Annotated in this window: 16 protein-coding genes; 7 read left to right on the top strand and 9 right to left on the bottom strand. The window is 37.9% G+C overall.

The genetic code is table 11. The features are described from left to right. Positions 1-542: 542 nt before the first annotated feature. From D1839_RS07990 to D1839_RS07980, 3 genes are all read left to right on the top strand, one after another. Positions 543-902, top strand: coding sequence for a PadR family transcriptional regulator (locus D1839_RS07990; protein WP_199690025.1), 360 nt, complete (start codon positions 543-545; stop codon positions 900-902). Further along, the gene (locus D1839_RS07985; RefSeq protein ID WP_120379378.1) at positions 883-1,476 is read left to right on the top strand and encodes an HAAS signaling domain-containing protein; all 594 of its coding nucleotides are present in this window, start codon (positions 883-885) and stop codon (positions 1,474-1,476) included. The genes D1839_RS07990 and D1839_RS07985 overlap by 20 nt, the downstream gene beginning before the upstream one ends. A 508-nt stretch (positions 1,477-1,984) precedes the next feature. Continuing rightward, on the top strand, positions 1,985-2,524 hold the full coding sequence (locus D1839_RS07980; RefSeq protein WP_120379377.1) for a ClbS/DfsB family four-helix bundle protein: 540 nt from the start codon (positions 1,985-1,987) through the stop codon (positions 2,522-2,524). Between the two features lie 254 nt (positions 2,525-2,778). Here D1839_RS07980 and D1839_RS07975 read toward each other — a convergent pair whose 3' ends face one another. The 5 genes from D1839_RS07975 to D1839_RS07955 form a co-directional block, all read right to left on the bottom strand. Beyond that, positions 2,779-3,114: a PTS lactose/cellobiose transporter subunit IIA gene (locus tag D1839_RS07975; protein ID WP_120379376.1), complete on the bottom strand. Its 336-nt coding sequence runs from the start codon at positions 3,112-3,114 to the stop codon at positions 2,779-2,781. 14 nt (positions 3,115-3,128) lie between these two features. Then, positions 3,129-4,427: a PTS sugar transporter subunit IIC gene (locus D1839_RS07970; RefSeq protein ID WP_120379375.1), complete on the bottom strand. Its 1,299-nt coding sequence runs from the start codon at positions 4,425-4,427 to the stop codon at positions 3,129-3,131. 12 nt (positions 4,428-4,439) lie between these two features. Further along, entirely contained in the window at positions 4,440-4,763 is a 324-nt protein-coding gene (locus D1839_RS07965; RefSeq protein ID WP_120379374.1) for a PTS sugar transporter subunit IIB, read from the bottom strand. Between the two features lie 25 nt (positions 4,764-4,788). Beyond that, complete coding sequence (locus D1839_RS07960) at positions 4,789-5,022, bottom strand: hypothetical protein (RefSeq protein ID WP_120379373.1); 234 nt, start codon at positions 5,020-5,022, stop codon at positions 4,789-4,791. Between the two features lie 128 nt (positions 5,023-5,150). Then, positions 5,151-7,772, bottom strand: coding sequence for a sigma 54-interacting transcriptional regulator (locus tag D1839_RS07955; RefSeq protein ID WP_158589622.1), 2,622 nt, complete (start codon positions 7,770-7,772; stop codon positions 5,151-5,153). A 354-nt stretch (positions 7,773-8,126) separates the two neighbouring features. Between D1839_RS07955 and D1839_RS07950 the strand changes: the two genes are divergently transcribed. After that, positions 8,127-8,333: an aspartyl-phosphate phosphatase Spo0E family protein gene (locus D1839_RS07950; protein ID WP_120379371.1), complete on the top strand. Its 207-nt coding sequence runs from the start codon at positions 8,127-8,129 to the stop codon at positions 8,331-8,333. A gap of 316 nt (positions 8,334-8,649) precedes the next feature. Here the strand turns inward: D1839_RS07950 and prpB are convergent, their stop codons facing one another. From prpB to mmgD, 3 genes are read right to left on the bottom strand one after another with little or no spacing between them, the layout of a single operon-like run. Continuing rightward, entirely contained in the window at positions 8,650-9,552 is a 903-nt protein-coding gene (gene prpB, locus D1839_RS07945; RefSeq protein ID WP_120379370.1) for a methylisocitrate lyase, read from the bottom strand. Positions 9,553-9,570: 18 nt separating this feature from the next. Further along, complete coding sequence (locus tag D1839_RS07940) at positions 9,571-11,007, bottom strand: bifunctional 2-methylcitrate dehydratase/aconitate hydratase (RefSeq protein WP_120379369.1); 1,437 nt, start codon at positions 11,005-11,007, stop codon at positions 9,571-9,573. Between the two features lie 22 nt (positions 11,008-11,029). Further along, entirely contained in the window at positions 11,030-12,136 is a 1,107-nt protein-coding gene (mmgD, locus tag D1839_RS07935) for a citrate synthase (RefSeq protein ID WP_120379368.1), read from the bottom strand. A 148-nt stretch (positions 12,137-12,284) separates the two neighbouring features. Between mmgD and D1839_RS07930 the strand changes: the two genes are divergently transcribed. Next, positions 12,285-13,154, top strand: coding sequence for a LysR family transcriptional regulator (locus D1839_RS07930; RefSeq protein ID WP_120379367.1), 870 nt, complete (start codon positions 12,285-12,287; stop codon positions 13,152-13,154). Between the two features lie 286 nt (positions 13,155-13,440). On the opposite strand, the gene ant(9) is transcribed toward D1839_RS07930, so the two are convergent. Next, positions 13,441-14,226: an aminoglycoside nucleotidyltransferase ANT(9) gene (gene ant(9) / locus D1839_RS07925; RefSeq protein WP_120379366.1), complete on the bottom strand. Its 786-nt coding sequence runs from the start codon at positions 14,224-14,226 to the stop codon at positions 13,441-13,443. Positions 14,227-14,717: 491 nt separating this feature from the next. Here ant(9) and D1839_RS07920 point away from each other — a divergent pair, with 491 nt between their 5' ends. Continuing rightward, positions 14,718-15,278 (top strand): O-acetyl-ADP-ribose deacetylase, encoded by a 561-nt coding sequence (locus D1839_RS07920; protein WP_120379365.1) that lies wholly within the window; start codon positions 14,718-14,720, stop codon positions 15,276-15,278. 436 nt (positions 15,279-15,714) lie between these two features. After that, positions 15,715-16,938 (top strand): MFS transporter, encoded by a 1,224-nt coding sequence (locus tag D1839_RS07915; RefSeq protein ID WP_120379364.1) that lies wholly within the window; start codon positions 15,715-15,717, stop codon positions 16,936-16,938. Positions 16,939-17,129: the final 191 nt, after the last annotated feature.

Genomic DNA, 17,129 nt, shown 5'->3' with positions numbered 1-17,129 from the left:
CATGGATCACTTCTGATTTTCACCAAACGAAATAGGAACTACTGTGAATTAGCTCGGAACTTCAAGCAATTCATGCTACAATAGATAGCAAAGACACATATATAGCAATGCCACCTATTGAACAAAAGCGCAGGGCGCACGGTTAGCAACGTAACGACTGGAGCGAATTAACTAAAGTTTTAGGAAACATGCTCCTGCAACAGGAGTATGCCGACGCCGGGCGGCAAGCCCATTGTTAATCGGCCTTCCTTTTAACCACGAACCAATGATGACTTATCGTAAGGTGATTCGTGAAGTCGCCACGTTGCAGGATTCATGAACTGAACATGGCTATTCGGTTATTTTGTTATTCACAAGCACCTAAGTTTATACTTTCTTATCTTATTATATCAACTTGGCTTGTCATCAATTTGTATTTTCATGATGGGTTATTTTATTTTGCTATATATATCCGAGTCTTTATGGCAAAAGCTAGCGTTGTTCTTAAACTATAAGCTATAAAGTTTTATGCTCTCATGAGGGCAAAAAGGAGGTAAGTAACATTGTCTAATCATGATCGATGGTTTATCCAAATTCGAAAAGGTCTCGCTGAACTCGCTGTTATGATACTGATGAAAGATAGTGCTGTTTATGGATATCAACTTGCCAAAGCACTAAAGTCCAATCCGATGTTCGAGCTTTCGGATGGGTCTATTTATCCGCTTTTAAAAAGATTAGAAACTAACCAACTGGTAGATACATATTGGAATAATCCGGATACGGGATTGCGTAGAAAGTACTACCAACTATCTACCAAAGGCGCCCAAGTTTTAACAGAACGTTTAAAGGTGTTTCAACAGTCTATGGATATGTTATGGAAATTACAGGAGGAGGTTAAGAAAGATGAGGATGAAGAACACTGATACCTATTTAAAAAAATTAGAAGAAGAGCTAATTGAATTGCCAAAAAAAGAACGCCAAGCCATCATTGCTGAAATTGAAGACCATTTCTCCAATGAAATAATAGAACAAATGCATCAAGGAAAAAGCAAAGAAGATGCCGAACGGAATGTACTTCACCATTTTAAATCTCCCAAAGACTTAGCAGAAGCATATGTAACCACATCTAATCAAAGCAACTTCGACCAACTTACAGTATCTTTTTTTGTCATTAACCTCTGGGTAGCGGGAAGTGGTGTGCTACTTGCACAATTACTAGACGTCTACAATCTTGGAGGTCTGACTGCAGGCATACTTGCTGTAGCCATTTCTATTATTCATCTTTTCCTTAAAAAGGATTGGCGAAAATTAGAAGTGCAAGCGCTATATAATTTTAAGTATCTAATCCCTTTCTTCCTGTTCCCAGCATCGCTTTTCCTGTTTTGGCTTCATGGAGAAATTAATACATACACCGTTACTTACTTGGTCAGTTATTGGGTTTTTATTGGTTTTAGCTATCGCTTGTCTCAATGGTTTTACAAGCGATCGTTAAACTAACTCTAATGTTACCATCATTAATCACAGGTATTCGGAACAAGAGAGGTGAAAAGTTAACTGGACTACTATTGCTGAGAATATTATGTAAGTCCGTATAAAGCACACATCTTCTTGTTTCATACATCATAGCTTTGTGAAGCAATAAGAGACCCCAATAATTCCTGTCATGAGTTTTAGCCAAACAGATAAAAATAGAAATACATAACAACCGTACTGTTGTATGAAGCAACTTTATGGGCTTAAAGGCAGAGAAATATTACTATCAGAGTCAATTATAAGACAATGTGTTAAGGAATTAGATGACAGTATAAACACCACTCCGATCCAACTAGCTAAACAAGGCGAAAACGTTTAATCGCTATCTTGCTATCACCTTTACTTAATAAGTAAGAATAAGACAATACTAACCTATCAATTGTCATTAACATACGTTAACTTCTCAACAAATTACATGTATAATAAAATAGAAAATAATAAATTAAAATTAATTAAAAAAGGATGGTTTCAATTGCAAGCATATGCGGATAAACAGGCCTTGGTTAATGAAATAACTAAAAGAGCAAAGCTATTTATAAATGAATTTCGTTCTATCAATCATCTTGGTAAAGATGTTTTAGTAGAAGAAGTTGATAGAACACCATCCCAAATGATTGCTTACCAATTAGGATGGATAAATTTAATATTATCGTGGGAACAAGATAATAAAGATGGGAAAGAAGTCATAACACCAACACGAGATTATAAATGGAATAACCTTGGCGGACTTTATCAAAGCTTTTACGATCGTTATGCTGATTATTCGTTGGAAACGTTAATAGATATGTTTAATCGCGATGTAAATAAAATTATTCAACTAGTTGAGAACTATAATGATAAGGAACTATTTGAGCAGGGTGGTAGACAATGGGCAGCTACAACTCCTTCTAGCTGGCCCATTTGGAAATGGATACATATAAATACAGTTGCACCATTCAAATCATTTAGAACTAAAATTAGAAAATGGAAAAGATCATGTGACGCTCAGCAGTATCAAAATAACAAAATATAAAGCAATTCTTTAATTAGCTAGTTTTTATTTTAACTTCACTAGCACAGTATATCAAAGAGGTAGGAACGAAGACGTTCAAACAAAGATACAGGGAGCCCGGTTAACAACATAGCGAGTGGAACGAACCAATGATACCGTAGGACGAGTTCTTAAAAAAATACTCCTTTTGTGTTGTACAAGGGTATCAATTTGCGTATTATAAAAACATCCCATAGACCTTATTGATCTATGGGATGCAGTAATAACGTTAAATTTTAGTTGCTTTCCAGCTTTTCCAAGCGCTTCTCCAACGCTTCTGTTTTTCTCAATTGACCAACCATGCGCTTAATTAACTGAATCTCAGCTTGTGCTGTCATAATATGATCCTGCGCATGAATCATGAAAAAGCTTGGTGCTTGGTCTTCATTTTGGCTTTGAATTAACTCAGTTTGATACTTATGCCCTTTGACAAACTCCTCATGCGCTTCTTCCAGTTTCTTTTCTGCTTCGGTAAAATCATACTCTTCTGCGGCATCCAATGCTTCATATGCGGCACCGCGGGCATTGCCGCCGTGCAAGATAAGCTGCATCATAATTGTTTCGTAGTCCATCTTCAAACACTCCTCTAGTTGACGCTTGTTTCAGCTGGTTCCTCTTGTTCTTGTTGTACTAATTGTTTTTCATATTTCTTGAAGAAAGGATAGTAAATAATGGTAGCAATAATAGCATTCATAATTTGTACAAGCCCCGCTAACCAGGACCCACCTGTTGCAATAAATCCTCCAAAGAAAATTGGTACCGTAAACGGTGGTTGAATAACGACTGGCGGTAAAATGCCAGTTGCAAATAGAATATAGTTGATCGTAACGATTACTGCTGGCCCCAAAATAAACGGAATAATTAAAATAGGATTTAATACAATCGGTAATCCAAAAATAACTGGTTCATTAATATTAAATAATGACGGAATGATTGCTGTTTTCCCAACTTGTTTTAATTGGACGGAAGCGGAAAATAACATAAAAATGACAAGTCCAAGCGTTGCACCAGATCCACCGATATGTGTGAACATATGGAAGAATGGCTCTGTTACAATACCAGAAGCTTCCGTTCCAGCTTTAACTGCATCCGCATTTTCAGCTAATTGCGTCATCCAAAATGGATACGCTACAGAAGAGACAACGTTCATTCCGTGAATTCCTATAGACCATAAAATGAGCATTAATAAAATCATACCAAGTGCTGCCCAGTATGAATTAGATGCACTTACTAATGGGCTAAATAAATCAAGCACTAATTGTGGTAGCGTTACTTCAAAATTTGCCCACACTATCCAGGCAATCGCCCAAACCAATGGCAAAATAATCATAAAAGGAATTAATGCGCGAAATGTCCGCATCACATATGGGGGCACCCCTGCTGGCATTTCAAAGGTAACACCTTTATTAATTAAAAAGCGCATCGCTTCTGTTGTTAAAATCCCTAAAATGATAGCGATAAATAAACCTTGTCCACCAAGGTAATTTAAAATTTCCCCAAATGGAACTTGTGTAATATCAGTTACAGGAAATGCTGTCATAAAAAATGCCAGCATGGAAAGAATTCCAGCCATCACCGCATCCATATCATAGCGAATGGCTAAGCTGTAACCGACACCAAAAGCTACGGTTAAAGCCATCAAACCGAATGTTAAATTAAACGGAAAGAGTAACTGTGCCTGTATCGGTGTGACCGCATCTTCCCATGCATTAATAATCCCCCAATCTAAAGATGTTGGCGGGTTGGCAATAATTAGAAAGATTGCTCCAGTAATAATAACAGGAAGTGCAAAAATAACAAACGCATCACGAATTGCTTGCAAATATCTATTTTGTGCAATTTTACCTAACGGCTCCATCAAGTGATTTTCTAACCATTCAACCATTTAAAACGCCTCCTAGTTATTTATCATTTTTAAGACCTGATCCAATACTTTGTCTCCGTCCATTAATGCGAATGCTCGTTGATCAACAAGTTCCACCGGAATTTGGTATGCATCAGCAATTTTGGAAACTTCTTTTTTTAGGTGACGTACTTGGGGCTCTAACAACGCAACATTGTATTTTTCCGCTTTTTGCTTAAATTCTCCTGTTCCACCAGCGTCAACGGTCATATGCAAACCTCTTTTCTCGGCAGCTTCTTGTACCTTTTTAGCTAGTTGGCTTGATGTAGCCCCCCAACTGCATAAAATAACTACGTTAATGTCTTTGTTTGTTTCCATTTTCAAAACTCCCATCTGTCATTTTTTATTGTTTGTTTTGCGCATTGCTTAAAATATTCTTTGCTACGCGATCGACTTTCTTGTAGTGGCACATAAGCCAATAAGAAAACCAGGAAGCTAAACAGATAACAGCAGAAAAAGCAATGCCGAACCCTAGTATGAGACTGGCTGATTCCTTCCCTGACCACCATGCATAGATGCCATAGCCTATCCATATCGTCGTAAAAACAGAAGCGTAAACGGTTAAAAACTTCTTCACTTTCCTCCCTCCTCTCTGATTTGTGCCTTCCACTTACTATTATGCAAAATTCATGCCAACACAAATAAACCCCTTAAGATCAAGGAGTAAAACGCATTAAAAAAATGTGTGCAGAAAAATTGCACACATTAACGTGATAATTTTACCAACGCTTTTCGAATAGGAGCATAGATCGGAAGGTGGTACGTAGCCTCCAATTTTGTAAACAATGGCTCCCAAACGTTCATCTCTTCGTCGTCCATTGAAAATTTGCGATCAATTGGTATAGACGAAAGTAATTGCTCTATATTATTTTGTAGCTTTGCTCCTACCAAACGGTCCATCAAACTGCCAATATGCATCCACATACCTAATTTTCTATTCATATCCCACTTATAAAAGGAAGTAATTGGTTCCATATATTCATTTAAAATGGTAGCTAAAGATTGCGGATTAATATAGGTAACGATTTCAGCAAGTCCTTTGGAAACGAGTGGTAATATTTCATTACGCTTGATGTCTCCTTCACGTAGCTTAGGTGATTTTCGAGTGACTTCTAATAATTTAGTCATTCTGGATATCCCCTCCTCCTGCAATAGCTCCCAAGCAGGAATATAAGGAACACCTTCTATCGTTACTGGTACCGTTCCGATAATTGCAACGATGTCATAGTGTTGTTTTAATTCTTCTATAATTGTCGTATCCTTCGTAGTCGGATCAAGACGAACGGAACGAATGAGTACATCCTCATCCACATCAGCCAGCTGATCCTCAATCCAGGATTCTAATAACTGGGCGGCACCTTCACCAGTAAAACATACTGTTGTAATCATTCGTTTCTTTTCCACAGGAGAGTAAGATGTTTTTTCTTTCACAAAGACAGTCATAGCTTTTTTTGTATCATGGTATATTTCTTCCAATGACATATTGGAGATAAGTGATTTCCTCCCCGCTTCCAATACCATCGGTAAATTGACGCTGGATAAAGTCTTCACTTCTACATCTAACTCATGTTTAATAGCATCTCCCATTGTGATAAGAGAGCCAATATCTACAAGTAGAAGCGCTCCTTTTATGTGAGTCATTGCACTAATTTTTTGTTTAACATGCTGATATATTTCCGTTGCTGAAACATGTAACGGCATATCAACAGCCTGAATGACTTTATTCCCCAGTAATGTGTTAGTCACTTCCGCCATAGAAGAAGCCGTTGAGGTCCCATGGGTTACTAAAATAACGGCTATCGATTGTTCGGAATGGACGGTGTTCTTTTCGTCCGTCGTTAAAAAATGCGCCAATAATGCAATTTCTTCTTTAGGTAATTGCAAACCAATTGTTCTGTTTAAATAGGCAGCTAATTGTTGGGCAGCTTCTCGGTAAATCGGGTTTGGATGCGTTACAATCGGTAGCTCCTTTTTAGTCTCATACTGGTGATTACGATAATTCTGCAAATGCAGTCCAATAACATATAACTGATTATTGTTAAAATGTAACGGCAAATAAGATAACTGACTTTTTGCTTCCGACAAGGCATTAAATAAATCCTCATCAATTAATTGTTGCCACCCTTGTTGGACAAAATGTGGTTGTCGGTATTTCTTTGATAAGTCGGAAATATACTTTTTAATGGTTGCATGAATAGAATGGTAATCTTGTTGACTTGCTATTTTTTGATAAATATTAGGCAAATGCTCACTAATTTTCTTTTCACTTTCTATTGTGGAGGTCACTTCTTGTTGATCAAATGATAAGGAATTTGCAAAGCTAGCAATATTATCTGGTAGATCTGCCGTTTTGATAATTACTCTTTCTTCATGCTTATTTAGATAACGTAAGTAAGCATGTGCACAAGCAATCTGAATATCACTTTTCAATTGACCAATATTTCCAGGACATGGGTAATGAAGCAATGCTTCGCGGCTATTATCGGTAATAGCTAAGCTCGTATCCATTTTATTCGCTTCTTGCTTTAAAAAATGGTTAACCAGCTCTTCCCTTTCTTCACGAGTTCGTTCTTTTAGCGATGGCAGTGTCAACTTAATAGAAAAGCGGCGTACCAAAGCAGGTAGTAAGGCCTTATGTGGATCTTCAGTTGTCGCTCCGATAATCGTTATATTCGCATAACGATCTTTAGTCGCCTCTCCGAGTACCCGATACATTCCCTTATCCATCAAATAAAAGAGCATTTCCTGTCCAGACGGTGGTAAGCGGTGAATTTCATCAAGAAATAAGATCCCGCCATTTGCTTTTTCTACTAAACCAACCCGATTCTCAGTGGCACCGGTAAACGCTCCCTCTTTAATTCCAAAAATTTGTCCAACCAATAGCTCTGCATTTTGTGCATAATCTGCACAGTTAAAAGCTACAAAAGGTACTTCACCTTGATCACTCATACGTTTTTTCGCTAATTCACATAATGTTTCCGCAAGATACGTTTTTCCTGTACCAGTCTCTCCAGTAAGTAAAATGGGGATATTACGAGAGGGATATAATAGAGCTGCCATTCCCTGTTCTAAAATAGGGCGTAGGCTTTTGCCGATGCCTTCTAAATCGATAAGATCAGCTTCTTCCTCAGCAGGAGTATGTCCGATGTATTTTACTGGTTTTCCCGGTACTTTCACAGCATTATTTTGCTTTACTAATGCGTTTAAGTAACGACTAGCGGTAGAACGATCAATATGTAGTTTTAGACTGACATCCTTAGCAGTCAATCCTCCGTTCTTTCCTGATTCTGTCTGAAGCAACTCTTTTACTTCATTTATTCTACTCATTATCGAAACCTCATTTACAAGTATCATTTACTCTTTCCATTGTAACAGCTTACACGAATATTTACATATAGATTGCTACAAAATTAGTAATACAAAGAAAAATGGATTACGTGTAAGTAAATAACGTCGAATAATTTACATTACAACTGATTCTATTTCCCTAGATATAGCGAAAGATTGATCCAAAATTTCGTTCATTAAGTCTAATTATACTTTAAACTTTGTCATATTTTGAGATGTTTTGACAACCTTTGTTGAATCTATTGCTTTTTTTTTGTTTAATGAGCATACTTATTTTTGTGTGTTTCCGACATAACTCTATAAAATTCTCGATAGGAAGGGAGATTTAAAACAATGAAAGTGATAGAACCAGATCCCTCTCGGCTAGCCGCAAGGATCAATAAGAAAAAGCAAGAAATGATTGCGCTAGGCTTAAAGTACGGCTTAACAGATCGAAGAACGGTAAAATGCAGCCAACAGCTTGATACATTATTAAATTTACAACACAGCTTAAGACCATTATACTTAACAAGCTTTATCTTTTTTTATTTTCTTGCTTAATTTTTTTATGAATGAATAATCATTCACATTTGTATTAATCAAGAAATTTTTCAAGTTCCACTACGTAGAACACCTTTGATGGAACAACCAGATTAATGCATCAATATGACCCACCAAAGCGAGTTTGGAACATGAGAGATCAACGATTATTTCTTTACTCCTATATAGATGAGGCAGATAGTTACTTTTATAATATTGCTTCCTTCATTACAAATGATACGTTTACTTATTCAATATACCTTATCTGCCTTGAGCCCTTTTTAAAATACCCAAAAAAAGGACTCTACCGAAAACTCAGTAAAGCCCACTTCTCTATTTATTCACCCAACACCGTTTTGGCAATATTCTTATCCAATGCTTCAAAATCGTTATAGGAGATGGTTTCATATAATTCTTTTCTCGTTTGCATGTCCGTAATACCGTTCTTTTGTGTTCCTTCTTCTTTAATCAGCTTGAAGATTCGCTCATACGCTTTAGCTGCCACTCGTAAAGAGGTTACTGGATAAATCACCATACGAAACCCCATCCGCTGAAATTCTTCTGCTGATATATACGGCGTCTTGCCAAATTCCGTCATGTTTGCCAGTAATGGTGCATGCACCTTTTGAGCAAAAACTTGAAATTCCTCATCCGTTTGGAGCGCTTCAGGAAAAATAGCGTCAGCTCCAGATGCTACATACGCGTTTGCACGTTCGATAGCTGCATCCAATCCCTCATTTGCCCGTGCATCTGTTCTTGCAACAATCACTAATGAAGGGGCTACTTTTTTAATTGCTTGCAGCTTTTGTTCCATTTCTTCTTTAGTGACGAGCTGCTTTCCATTTAAATGACCGCATTTTTTCGGTAATTGTTGATCTTCTATTTGGACGGCGGCTACGTTTGCTTCTAACATCTCTCGCGCAGTACGCGCCACGTTTAAGACGCCACCGAAGCCTGTATCTATATCTACTAAAACAGGTAGATTTGTAGCTCTGACAAGATCTCTTGCTCGTTCTGCTACTTCGGTTGATGTGACAATCCCTAAATCTGGTAAGCCCTTACTTGCTGTATATGCACCACCTGACAGATACAATGCAGAGAATCCCGTTTGTCGGGCTACGAGTGCTGCCATAGCATCATGAGCTCCTGGAATTTGCAAAATCTCGTCCGCTTGCATAAGCTCCTTAAAGCTTTTTGCCAATTCCTTTTGTGTTTTTGGTTCATCCACAATCCATGCCATCTTTTGGAGACCTCCTCGTTACTTTACAAATAGTTCCATCCATTCATGAACATCCATTTCTACTAGTTTATCATAATCATAGCTCACCGCTTCAATTTCCCGTAATTGCTTACTGGCGAACTGAGTAGCTAAATTCGTACCATATTTTTCTAATATCTTTGGAATCGCTTCTTTTCTACGGAAACGGTGTCCTAACGGATATTCACGTTCAATAGCTGCTGTTTTTGTGCCATCTTTGAAATGAACTTGTACGGCATTGGCAATCGAGCGTTTCTCCGGATCTAAATAATCTACTGTGTATGCTTTGTTCTCCGTTACAACCATTTTATCCCGTAGCATATCGACACGTGGATCTGCGGCTACATCATCCTCATAATCTTCTGCGACAATATTCCCTTTTAATAGACCAATTGCTGTTATATATTGCAAACAATGGTCACGGTCGGCAGGATTATACAATGGTCCTTGTTTGTCAATAATTCGAATAGCCGATTCATGTGTGGAAATCGTAATATAATCAATTTCATCTAAGCGATCCTTTACCTCAGGATGTAGTTCAATCGCCGCTTCTGCTGCTGTTTGGGCATGAAATTCAGCAGGATAAGATACTTTAAAGAGCACGTTTTCCATCACATAACTATTTAACGGCTGCTTTAACACAAGCTCTTGCTTGTTGAATAACACGTCTTGAAAGCCCCATCCTGGAGCACTTAAAGCCGTAGCATAACCCATTTCACCTTGAACTGCCATGAACGCTAATCGAACAGCTCGACTCGTTGCATCGCCAGCAGCCCATGATTTACGTGAGCCAGTATTTGGTGCGTGACGATACGTACGCAGACTTGAATTATCAATCCAAGCGTTGGATAATGCGTTGATAATCTCTTCCCTGTTACCACCAAGCATTTTCGTTACCACGGCGGTAGTAGCAATTTTAACATAAAGCACATGATCGAGCCCTACTCGATTCAGACTGTTCTCTAACGCTAGAACTCCTTGAATTTCATGAGCTTTGATAGCCATTTCCAACACATCTTTGACTTTTAGTGGGTCTTTCCCATTTGCCACGTTCTGGCGACTAATAAAATCAGCAACCGCTAAAATACCGCCAAGGTTATCAGAAGGATGCCCCCATTCCGCCGCAAGCCACGTATCATTATAATCGAGCCAACGTATTATCGTGCCGATACTAAAAGCCCCTTGCACAGGATCTAGCACGTGAGATGTACCAGGCACACGAACCCCATTTGGTACAATTGTTCCAGGGGCAATTGGTCCAAGATGCTTCGTACACTCTGGGTAATTAAGGGCAAGAATTCCACAGCCAATTGAATCGATTAATACATAATGGGCGGTCGAAAAAGCCTCTTCACTAGTGATCTCTTTATTCAATACATAATCAGCTATCTCTTCTAATAATACATCTGTTTTTCTTTCATCTTTAACTTGTACCATTACATTCGCTCCTTCTAGTTCCTTAATAGCTTTCTCCGATATAATGCACACGTGGACGGAAGATCCGATTATTGTTATGCTGTTCAATGACATGTGCAGCTAATCCAGCAGTACGTGCACTGAAGAAAATGGGTGTATACAGACCAATTGGGATTCCTAGCATCCAATAAACTGGGGCTGCATAGTAATCGAGATTTGGATATAACCCTTTTTCCTCGCGCATGACTTTTTCTCCTGCTTCGCACATTTCTAATAGTGTAAAATCGCCTTTTTTCTCACATAATTGCCGTAAAGCATCTTTCAAAACTAAAGCTCGCGGATCCATCTTTTTCATATAAACACGGTGTCCAAAACCCATAATCTTTTCTTTATTAGCAAGTTTTCTTTGGATAAGCTCTTCAAAAGCAGCAGCGGTTTTCACTTCATTTAACATATACATGACCGCCTCATTCGCTCCACCATGCAAATTTCCTTTTAAAGAGGCAACTCCACCCGTTAATGCGCCATAAAGATCGGAATTCGTCGAAGCGATTACTCTGGCAGTAAATGTTGAGTTTGGCATCTCATGCTCACTATAAAGAAGTAATGTGCGGTCAAAAATTTCCGCTTCAAAGTCGGTTGGCTTTTCTCCTGTTATCATATATAAAAAATTAGCACTGTAAGAAAGCGATTGATCCGGTTTCACAGCCTCCTTCCCATTAATGAGACGATAACTATTCACCGTAATAGCAGGCAACGTTCCTAGTAATGCATACGCTCTACTTTTATTCGCCTCCAATGAACGGTTATCCATGTCTTTATCGTATCCAGAAAGCGCTGACATTCCTGTGCGTAATCCATCCATTGGGTGTGTTCCTTTTGGTAGTAGAGATAAAATTTGCATGACTTGATCTGGGATGTTGTAATTGGAGGTTAGTTGTTTTTCAAGAGCCGTCTTTTCTGAGGCATTTGGTAATTTTCCATCTAATAAAAGGTGGACAACATCAATGTAATCGTTGCTTTTCGACAAATCGATTAATTCATGACCTCGAATAATGATTTTTTCTTGCTCTGTATCAAGAAAAGAGATTGCTGTCTCTGCTGCAATAACACCGTCCAAACCAGGGACAAACTGCTGCTTCGTACTCATAAACATCCTCCTTTGTTTATTCGATAATTTTCTTTATTTTCTCTATTCCCATTATAAAATTGAAATGAAGATTAGGAAAATATATAATTTTAATTAATAGGCATAAAATTTTTCAATATCTAAATAATCGAAAGAGTGGTGTTAATTTATGAGAACGGAAGATTGGGAAATGTTAGCAGAACTTTATCGTACGGAAAATATCACTCAAGCTGCACAACACCTATTCTTATCTCAGCCAACATTAACGTCAAGATTAAAAAAACTGGAAAGCCATTACGGAGTTCAGCTCATTATTCGCAAACGGCGCGGCATTACGTTTACTCCTGAAGGGGAACAGTTGGCACTTCATGCACAAAAAATGTTGTATGAACAAAGAAAAATTGAAGAACAACTGCATAATATGAAGGATCAAGTCTCTGGCACCATTCGGGTTGGCGTATCGAATTTTTTTGCTTTAAATAAAATGCCAAAACTGCTACGTTTATTTAAGCAAAGCTACCCCGATGTCGAATTTCAAGTCGTTACGGGGTGGAGTAGTGAAATGCACCGGCTCATTTTAAATCATGATGTACATATAGCCTTCATTAAAGGAGATTACATTTGGAACGAAGCCAAACATTTACTCTATGAAGAAGAAATTTGTGTTGCATCGCCATGGGATTTCACATGGGAGGAACTTCCTCGCTTACCTCGGATTGATTATCATACAGACGAAAAAATGAAAAGCATTGTGGATCATTGGTGGTACAGCAACTATAAACAAAATCCAAATATTAATATCCAAGTTAACCAAGTAGAGACATGCAAGGAAATGATCATTAACGGTCTCGGTTATGCGATTATTGCTAATCTAGTTGTTCGCCCATACACGGATTTAATTATCAAACCCCTTCCCCTGCCGTCCGGTGCTTTTGTTACCCGTAAAACATGGATGTATTACCACGAAGACACGTTGCAGCTAAATATTATAAAAGCTTTTGTTCAGTTTATCGAGACGTTAGATGTGAAAGCGTTATAATTGATGTTTTTACATTTTTATCCTGCAAAGGAATATTTTGTTCATTATAAATATTGGCATCCTGTGTCTCAACTTAATTAGATGGGATACATGAAGAAAAAGATAGATGAGCAAGCCGAGGTCCAGCTTCCATCTATCTATTTTGTATGCATTTAGATCATTCACGTTAATATCTAAATTCAGAAAGAGTTCCTGTCTGTTTAAATATGTTACTTTGCAACTTTTCTTTTTAATTCAAGTAAACAGGTTGTTTCATTGAATTGTTACCGTTTTTCTAAGCTTGTGATTAAATACTTACATAAGACGCTATAGAGTTCTTCATATAAATAATGAGTGCACGCACCTCTGATTCCAGCCCTTCCCAATTATCAGCATATTCCCCTAGATAGCCTTTTCTAGCTAAATCAAGTAAATACGCATATTCTTGAGGCAACCGAGGAATAGCCCAATCTGCAGCAACATCTTTTGGCGAAATTTCTCCATCAGCTACTGTCTGCCACATGCGAGCCATCGTTAAAATTACATTACGTTCGTCACCTTTCATCCCTTCTATTAAGTCTGGTAAGGAATCTTTAATTGCCTTTCTAATATCTGCTTTTGGAGCGGGATCAAGTATAGCTGAAGCATCAGGGCCATATAAAGAAACACTATTCTTTCTTGCTTTGGCTAAGACAATAGCTAAATCAGGGTTACAAGTTGGTTCTGGGATCTGACCTGCCTCAAACTCACTTCGAAGCCACTCTCCATACAAAAATTCATTTCTTGGCGGATATCTCCACGGTACCACATCACTATGGTTGATTACCGTGACTTCAAGCGGTCGGATACACTTTGTATTCCCTATCTTTCCAGAGATACGCATGAGTCTCTCTGTCAGTTTTCTTCGCATCTCTTTTGATAAACGGTGATTTACGACAACTAGGATATCTACATCACTATTCATACGTAAACCACCAATTACAGCAGAACCAAACAAATATACACCAATTACCGTTTGTTCCAGCACCTCCAGCGTAACTTTTAATGCTTGAACCGCTTCCTTTGGTATCTCTTCATTATTTTGCTTGCCCACTTGTTACACTCCCCCTTTTATTAGTATGAATGCCTTCATAAACCTTAATCGTTGCAAATCATACCGTTTTCAATCATTACTTTATGGGTATATACTAGTTGCTAAAATCTCGTCCCATAAATGGAATAGCTATGGCAAATTATACATAACGTTCTCCTGTATTTAAAGAACAAGATGATTTTCATTTGCTGAAATAGCTGCTATGACCGTATAAGTAACGGGTAGTCAGAAATTTAACAACTAATTGTAGAACGTTTTTATCCATAGCTACTTCCTTGAACAACCACTTGCTAAAACAGGTGGAGTTAGACATAAATGCCGTCGTCTAAAGTCGTTTTTTAGGCTAAAGTCCTAAGCAAAGATCCATAAGCTGAAGCAACCTCCAATTATTAATAAAGCTTTTCATTCATCGCCTTGGACACTAAAAATTAGACAATGGTAGTTGTTTTATTCAAAATATAAGGAGGCGCAAATAAAAGGAGGTAATTGATTTGCAAATTACAATAGGTGCAAATACATTAGAGCTGTTAATTGGAGATATTACTAAACAGGCGACAGATGCCATTGTTAATGCAGCTAATGGATCATTGATGGGCGGTGGAGGCGTAGATGGAGCCATTCATAAAGCAGCAGGACAAGAATTGTTACAAGCTTGCAAAAGACTTCGGAAAGAGCAGTTAAATGGGGAGCCTTTAGGAACTGGAGAAACTGTTATTACTCCTGGATTTCAATTACCTGCTAGTTATGTGATCCATACAGTAGGCCCTATTTGGAATGCACATAATCCAAACCAGGACGATCAGTTAGCAGATTGCTATCAAAATTCCTTCAAGCTTGCTAAAGAATATAAGCTAACTAGCATTTCATTCCCTTCTATTTCTACTGGTGTATATCGTTTTCCCATTGAGCAGGCAGCGAAGATAGCAATGAGAATAATCACCAATTACTTACAGACAGTAGATTTCGGTCAGGTGAAGATAGTGCTTTTTTCAAAAACTGATTTTTCCGTATATAAATCCGCCTTAAGAAATATCATTTGTTCTTCTGGTTAATTAAACCAACACCTGCTAAAGCAGGTGAAGTTAGACATACATGACGACTAAAGTTATTTTCAAGTCTAAGCAAAGATCCATAGGCTAAAGCCACCTCAAAGCTAGACTAAACTCACTCCTCTAGCTTGAATATTTGGACAGGTTACTTGACTAGACAAAAAAATAAGGCTAAAAGCGGACACCGTATAAAGCAGGTGGATTAGACCGCACATTTGTAAGTTAAAAACAAGGTAAACCAACATTCTCCAGCATCGTACACTCGAATGAATGCTACTTACTGCTTGCTTGTTACTATTTTTGCTTTCAACAAATTCATAATGGCGGGCTTTACTACTAGTTCCAACCCGCCATTTATTCTTATGCATAAGAAAAGTTACGATTGGCATGATAATAGGAATAAGCGGAAAGAAAGCAGAAAGAAATGGAGCGTTTAGTTATGACCAAGCAATCTGTTAAAACATGGAGTATTATTAGTCTTGCTTCAATACCACTTGTAATGACATTAGGAAATTCCATGCTGATTCCTGTACTACCTGTTTTTGAAAAACAAGTAGGAATCACTACCTTTCAATCGAGTATGATCATTACGAGCTATTCCCTTGCCGCCATTTTCCTCATTCCAGTGGCAGGTTATTTATCCGATCGCTACAGTAGAAAAATTGTCATTTTAACCAGCTTAGTATTAGCATTTATTGGTGGATTAATTGCAGGGTTCGCCTCATGGAAGCTGTCAGATCCATTTACTTGGATTATTATCGGTCGGGTACTACAAGGTATAGGCGCAGCAGGAGCTTTCCCCATTATTTTACCTTTAGTTGGAGATCTATTTAAAGGGGATGATGAAAAAGCGAGTGCTTGCCTTGGGATTGTTGAGACCTCCAACACCTTTGGAAAAGTGTTAAGTCCTATTTTAGGAGCGCTGTTTGCGTCTTTTTTATGGTATATCCCCTTTTTTTCCATATCTTTGTTTAGTCTTATTTCGATTGTGCTTATTTATCTATTTATTAAAGTTCCAAAACAAAAAGAAGAGGTGCAACCATTTCAGGAATTTCTTCAGAAAACGAAAAGCACTTTCAAAACAGAGGGTAAGTGGTTATATACCGTGTTTTTCATTGGAATTCATTTAATGCTAATTTTATTTGGGGTACTATTCTTTCTATCGGATATTTTTGAAAAACAACATCAGTTATATGGCGTGACCAAGGGTCTTGTATTAGCTATCCCATTATTTGGTCTGTGTCTTGCTTCTTTCATTACTGGCCGTAAAATAAAAGGTGATTTAGCAACGATGAAACGGGTGTTATTATTTAGTTTGCCTGTTACTGCAGCAAGTGTTGTATTTGTTGGCTTTTCAAGTGGCAATTTATACATTTTACTTATCATAACATCTATTTTGGGGATTGCAATTGGTTCTGCGTTACCTACACTTGATGCAATGATTACACAAGGAATTGATAAAGAAGAACGTGGAACTATTACTGCATTTTATAGCTCCTCGCGTTTTATTGGTGTTGCTCTAGGGCCGCCTGCTATATCAATGGCTATGCGCCAATATCTACATGTCAGTTATATTACGATGGGAATCATCGGATTGTTATTGTTTTTTTTAGTGTGGCATTTTATTCATGCAGATGAACATATAGCAGCAGAAAGCGGATAATGTATTACCATAAGGGGTAGGAAAAAGCTGTTTACTTTCTGGAATTCACACCTATATTATCATTCAAAGTTAAGCATTCCTATCATCTCTTGTATGTTTACCTTATGGACGGCAGGGGATCTAATACTTTTCATCTCTGACACTGCTAGAGCTTTATTCAAAGCTTGCTTTTTTACCTCTTCCGCTTCCCC

The sequence above is a fragment of the Roseburia sp. 1XD42-34 genome (genome assembly GCF_009917385.1).
Classification (GTDB): Bacteria; Bacillota; Bacilli; order Bacillales; family Amphibacillaceae; genus Virgibacillus.
This window is presented reverse-complemented; position numbering and strand designations above follow the sequence as displayed.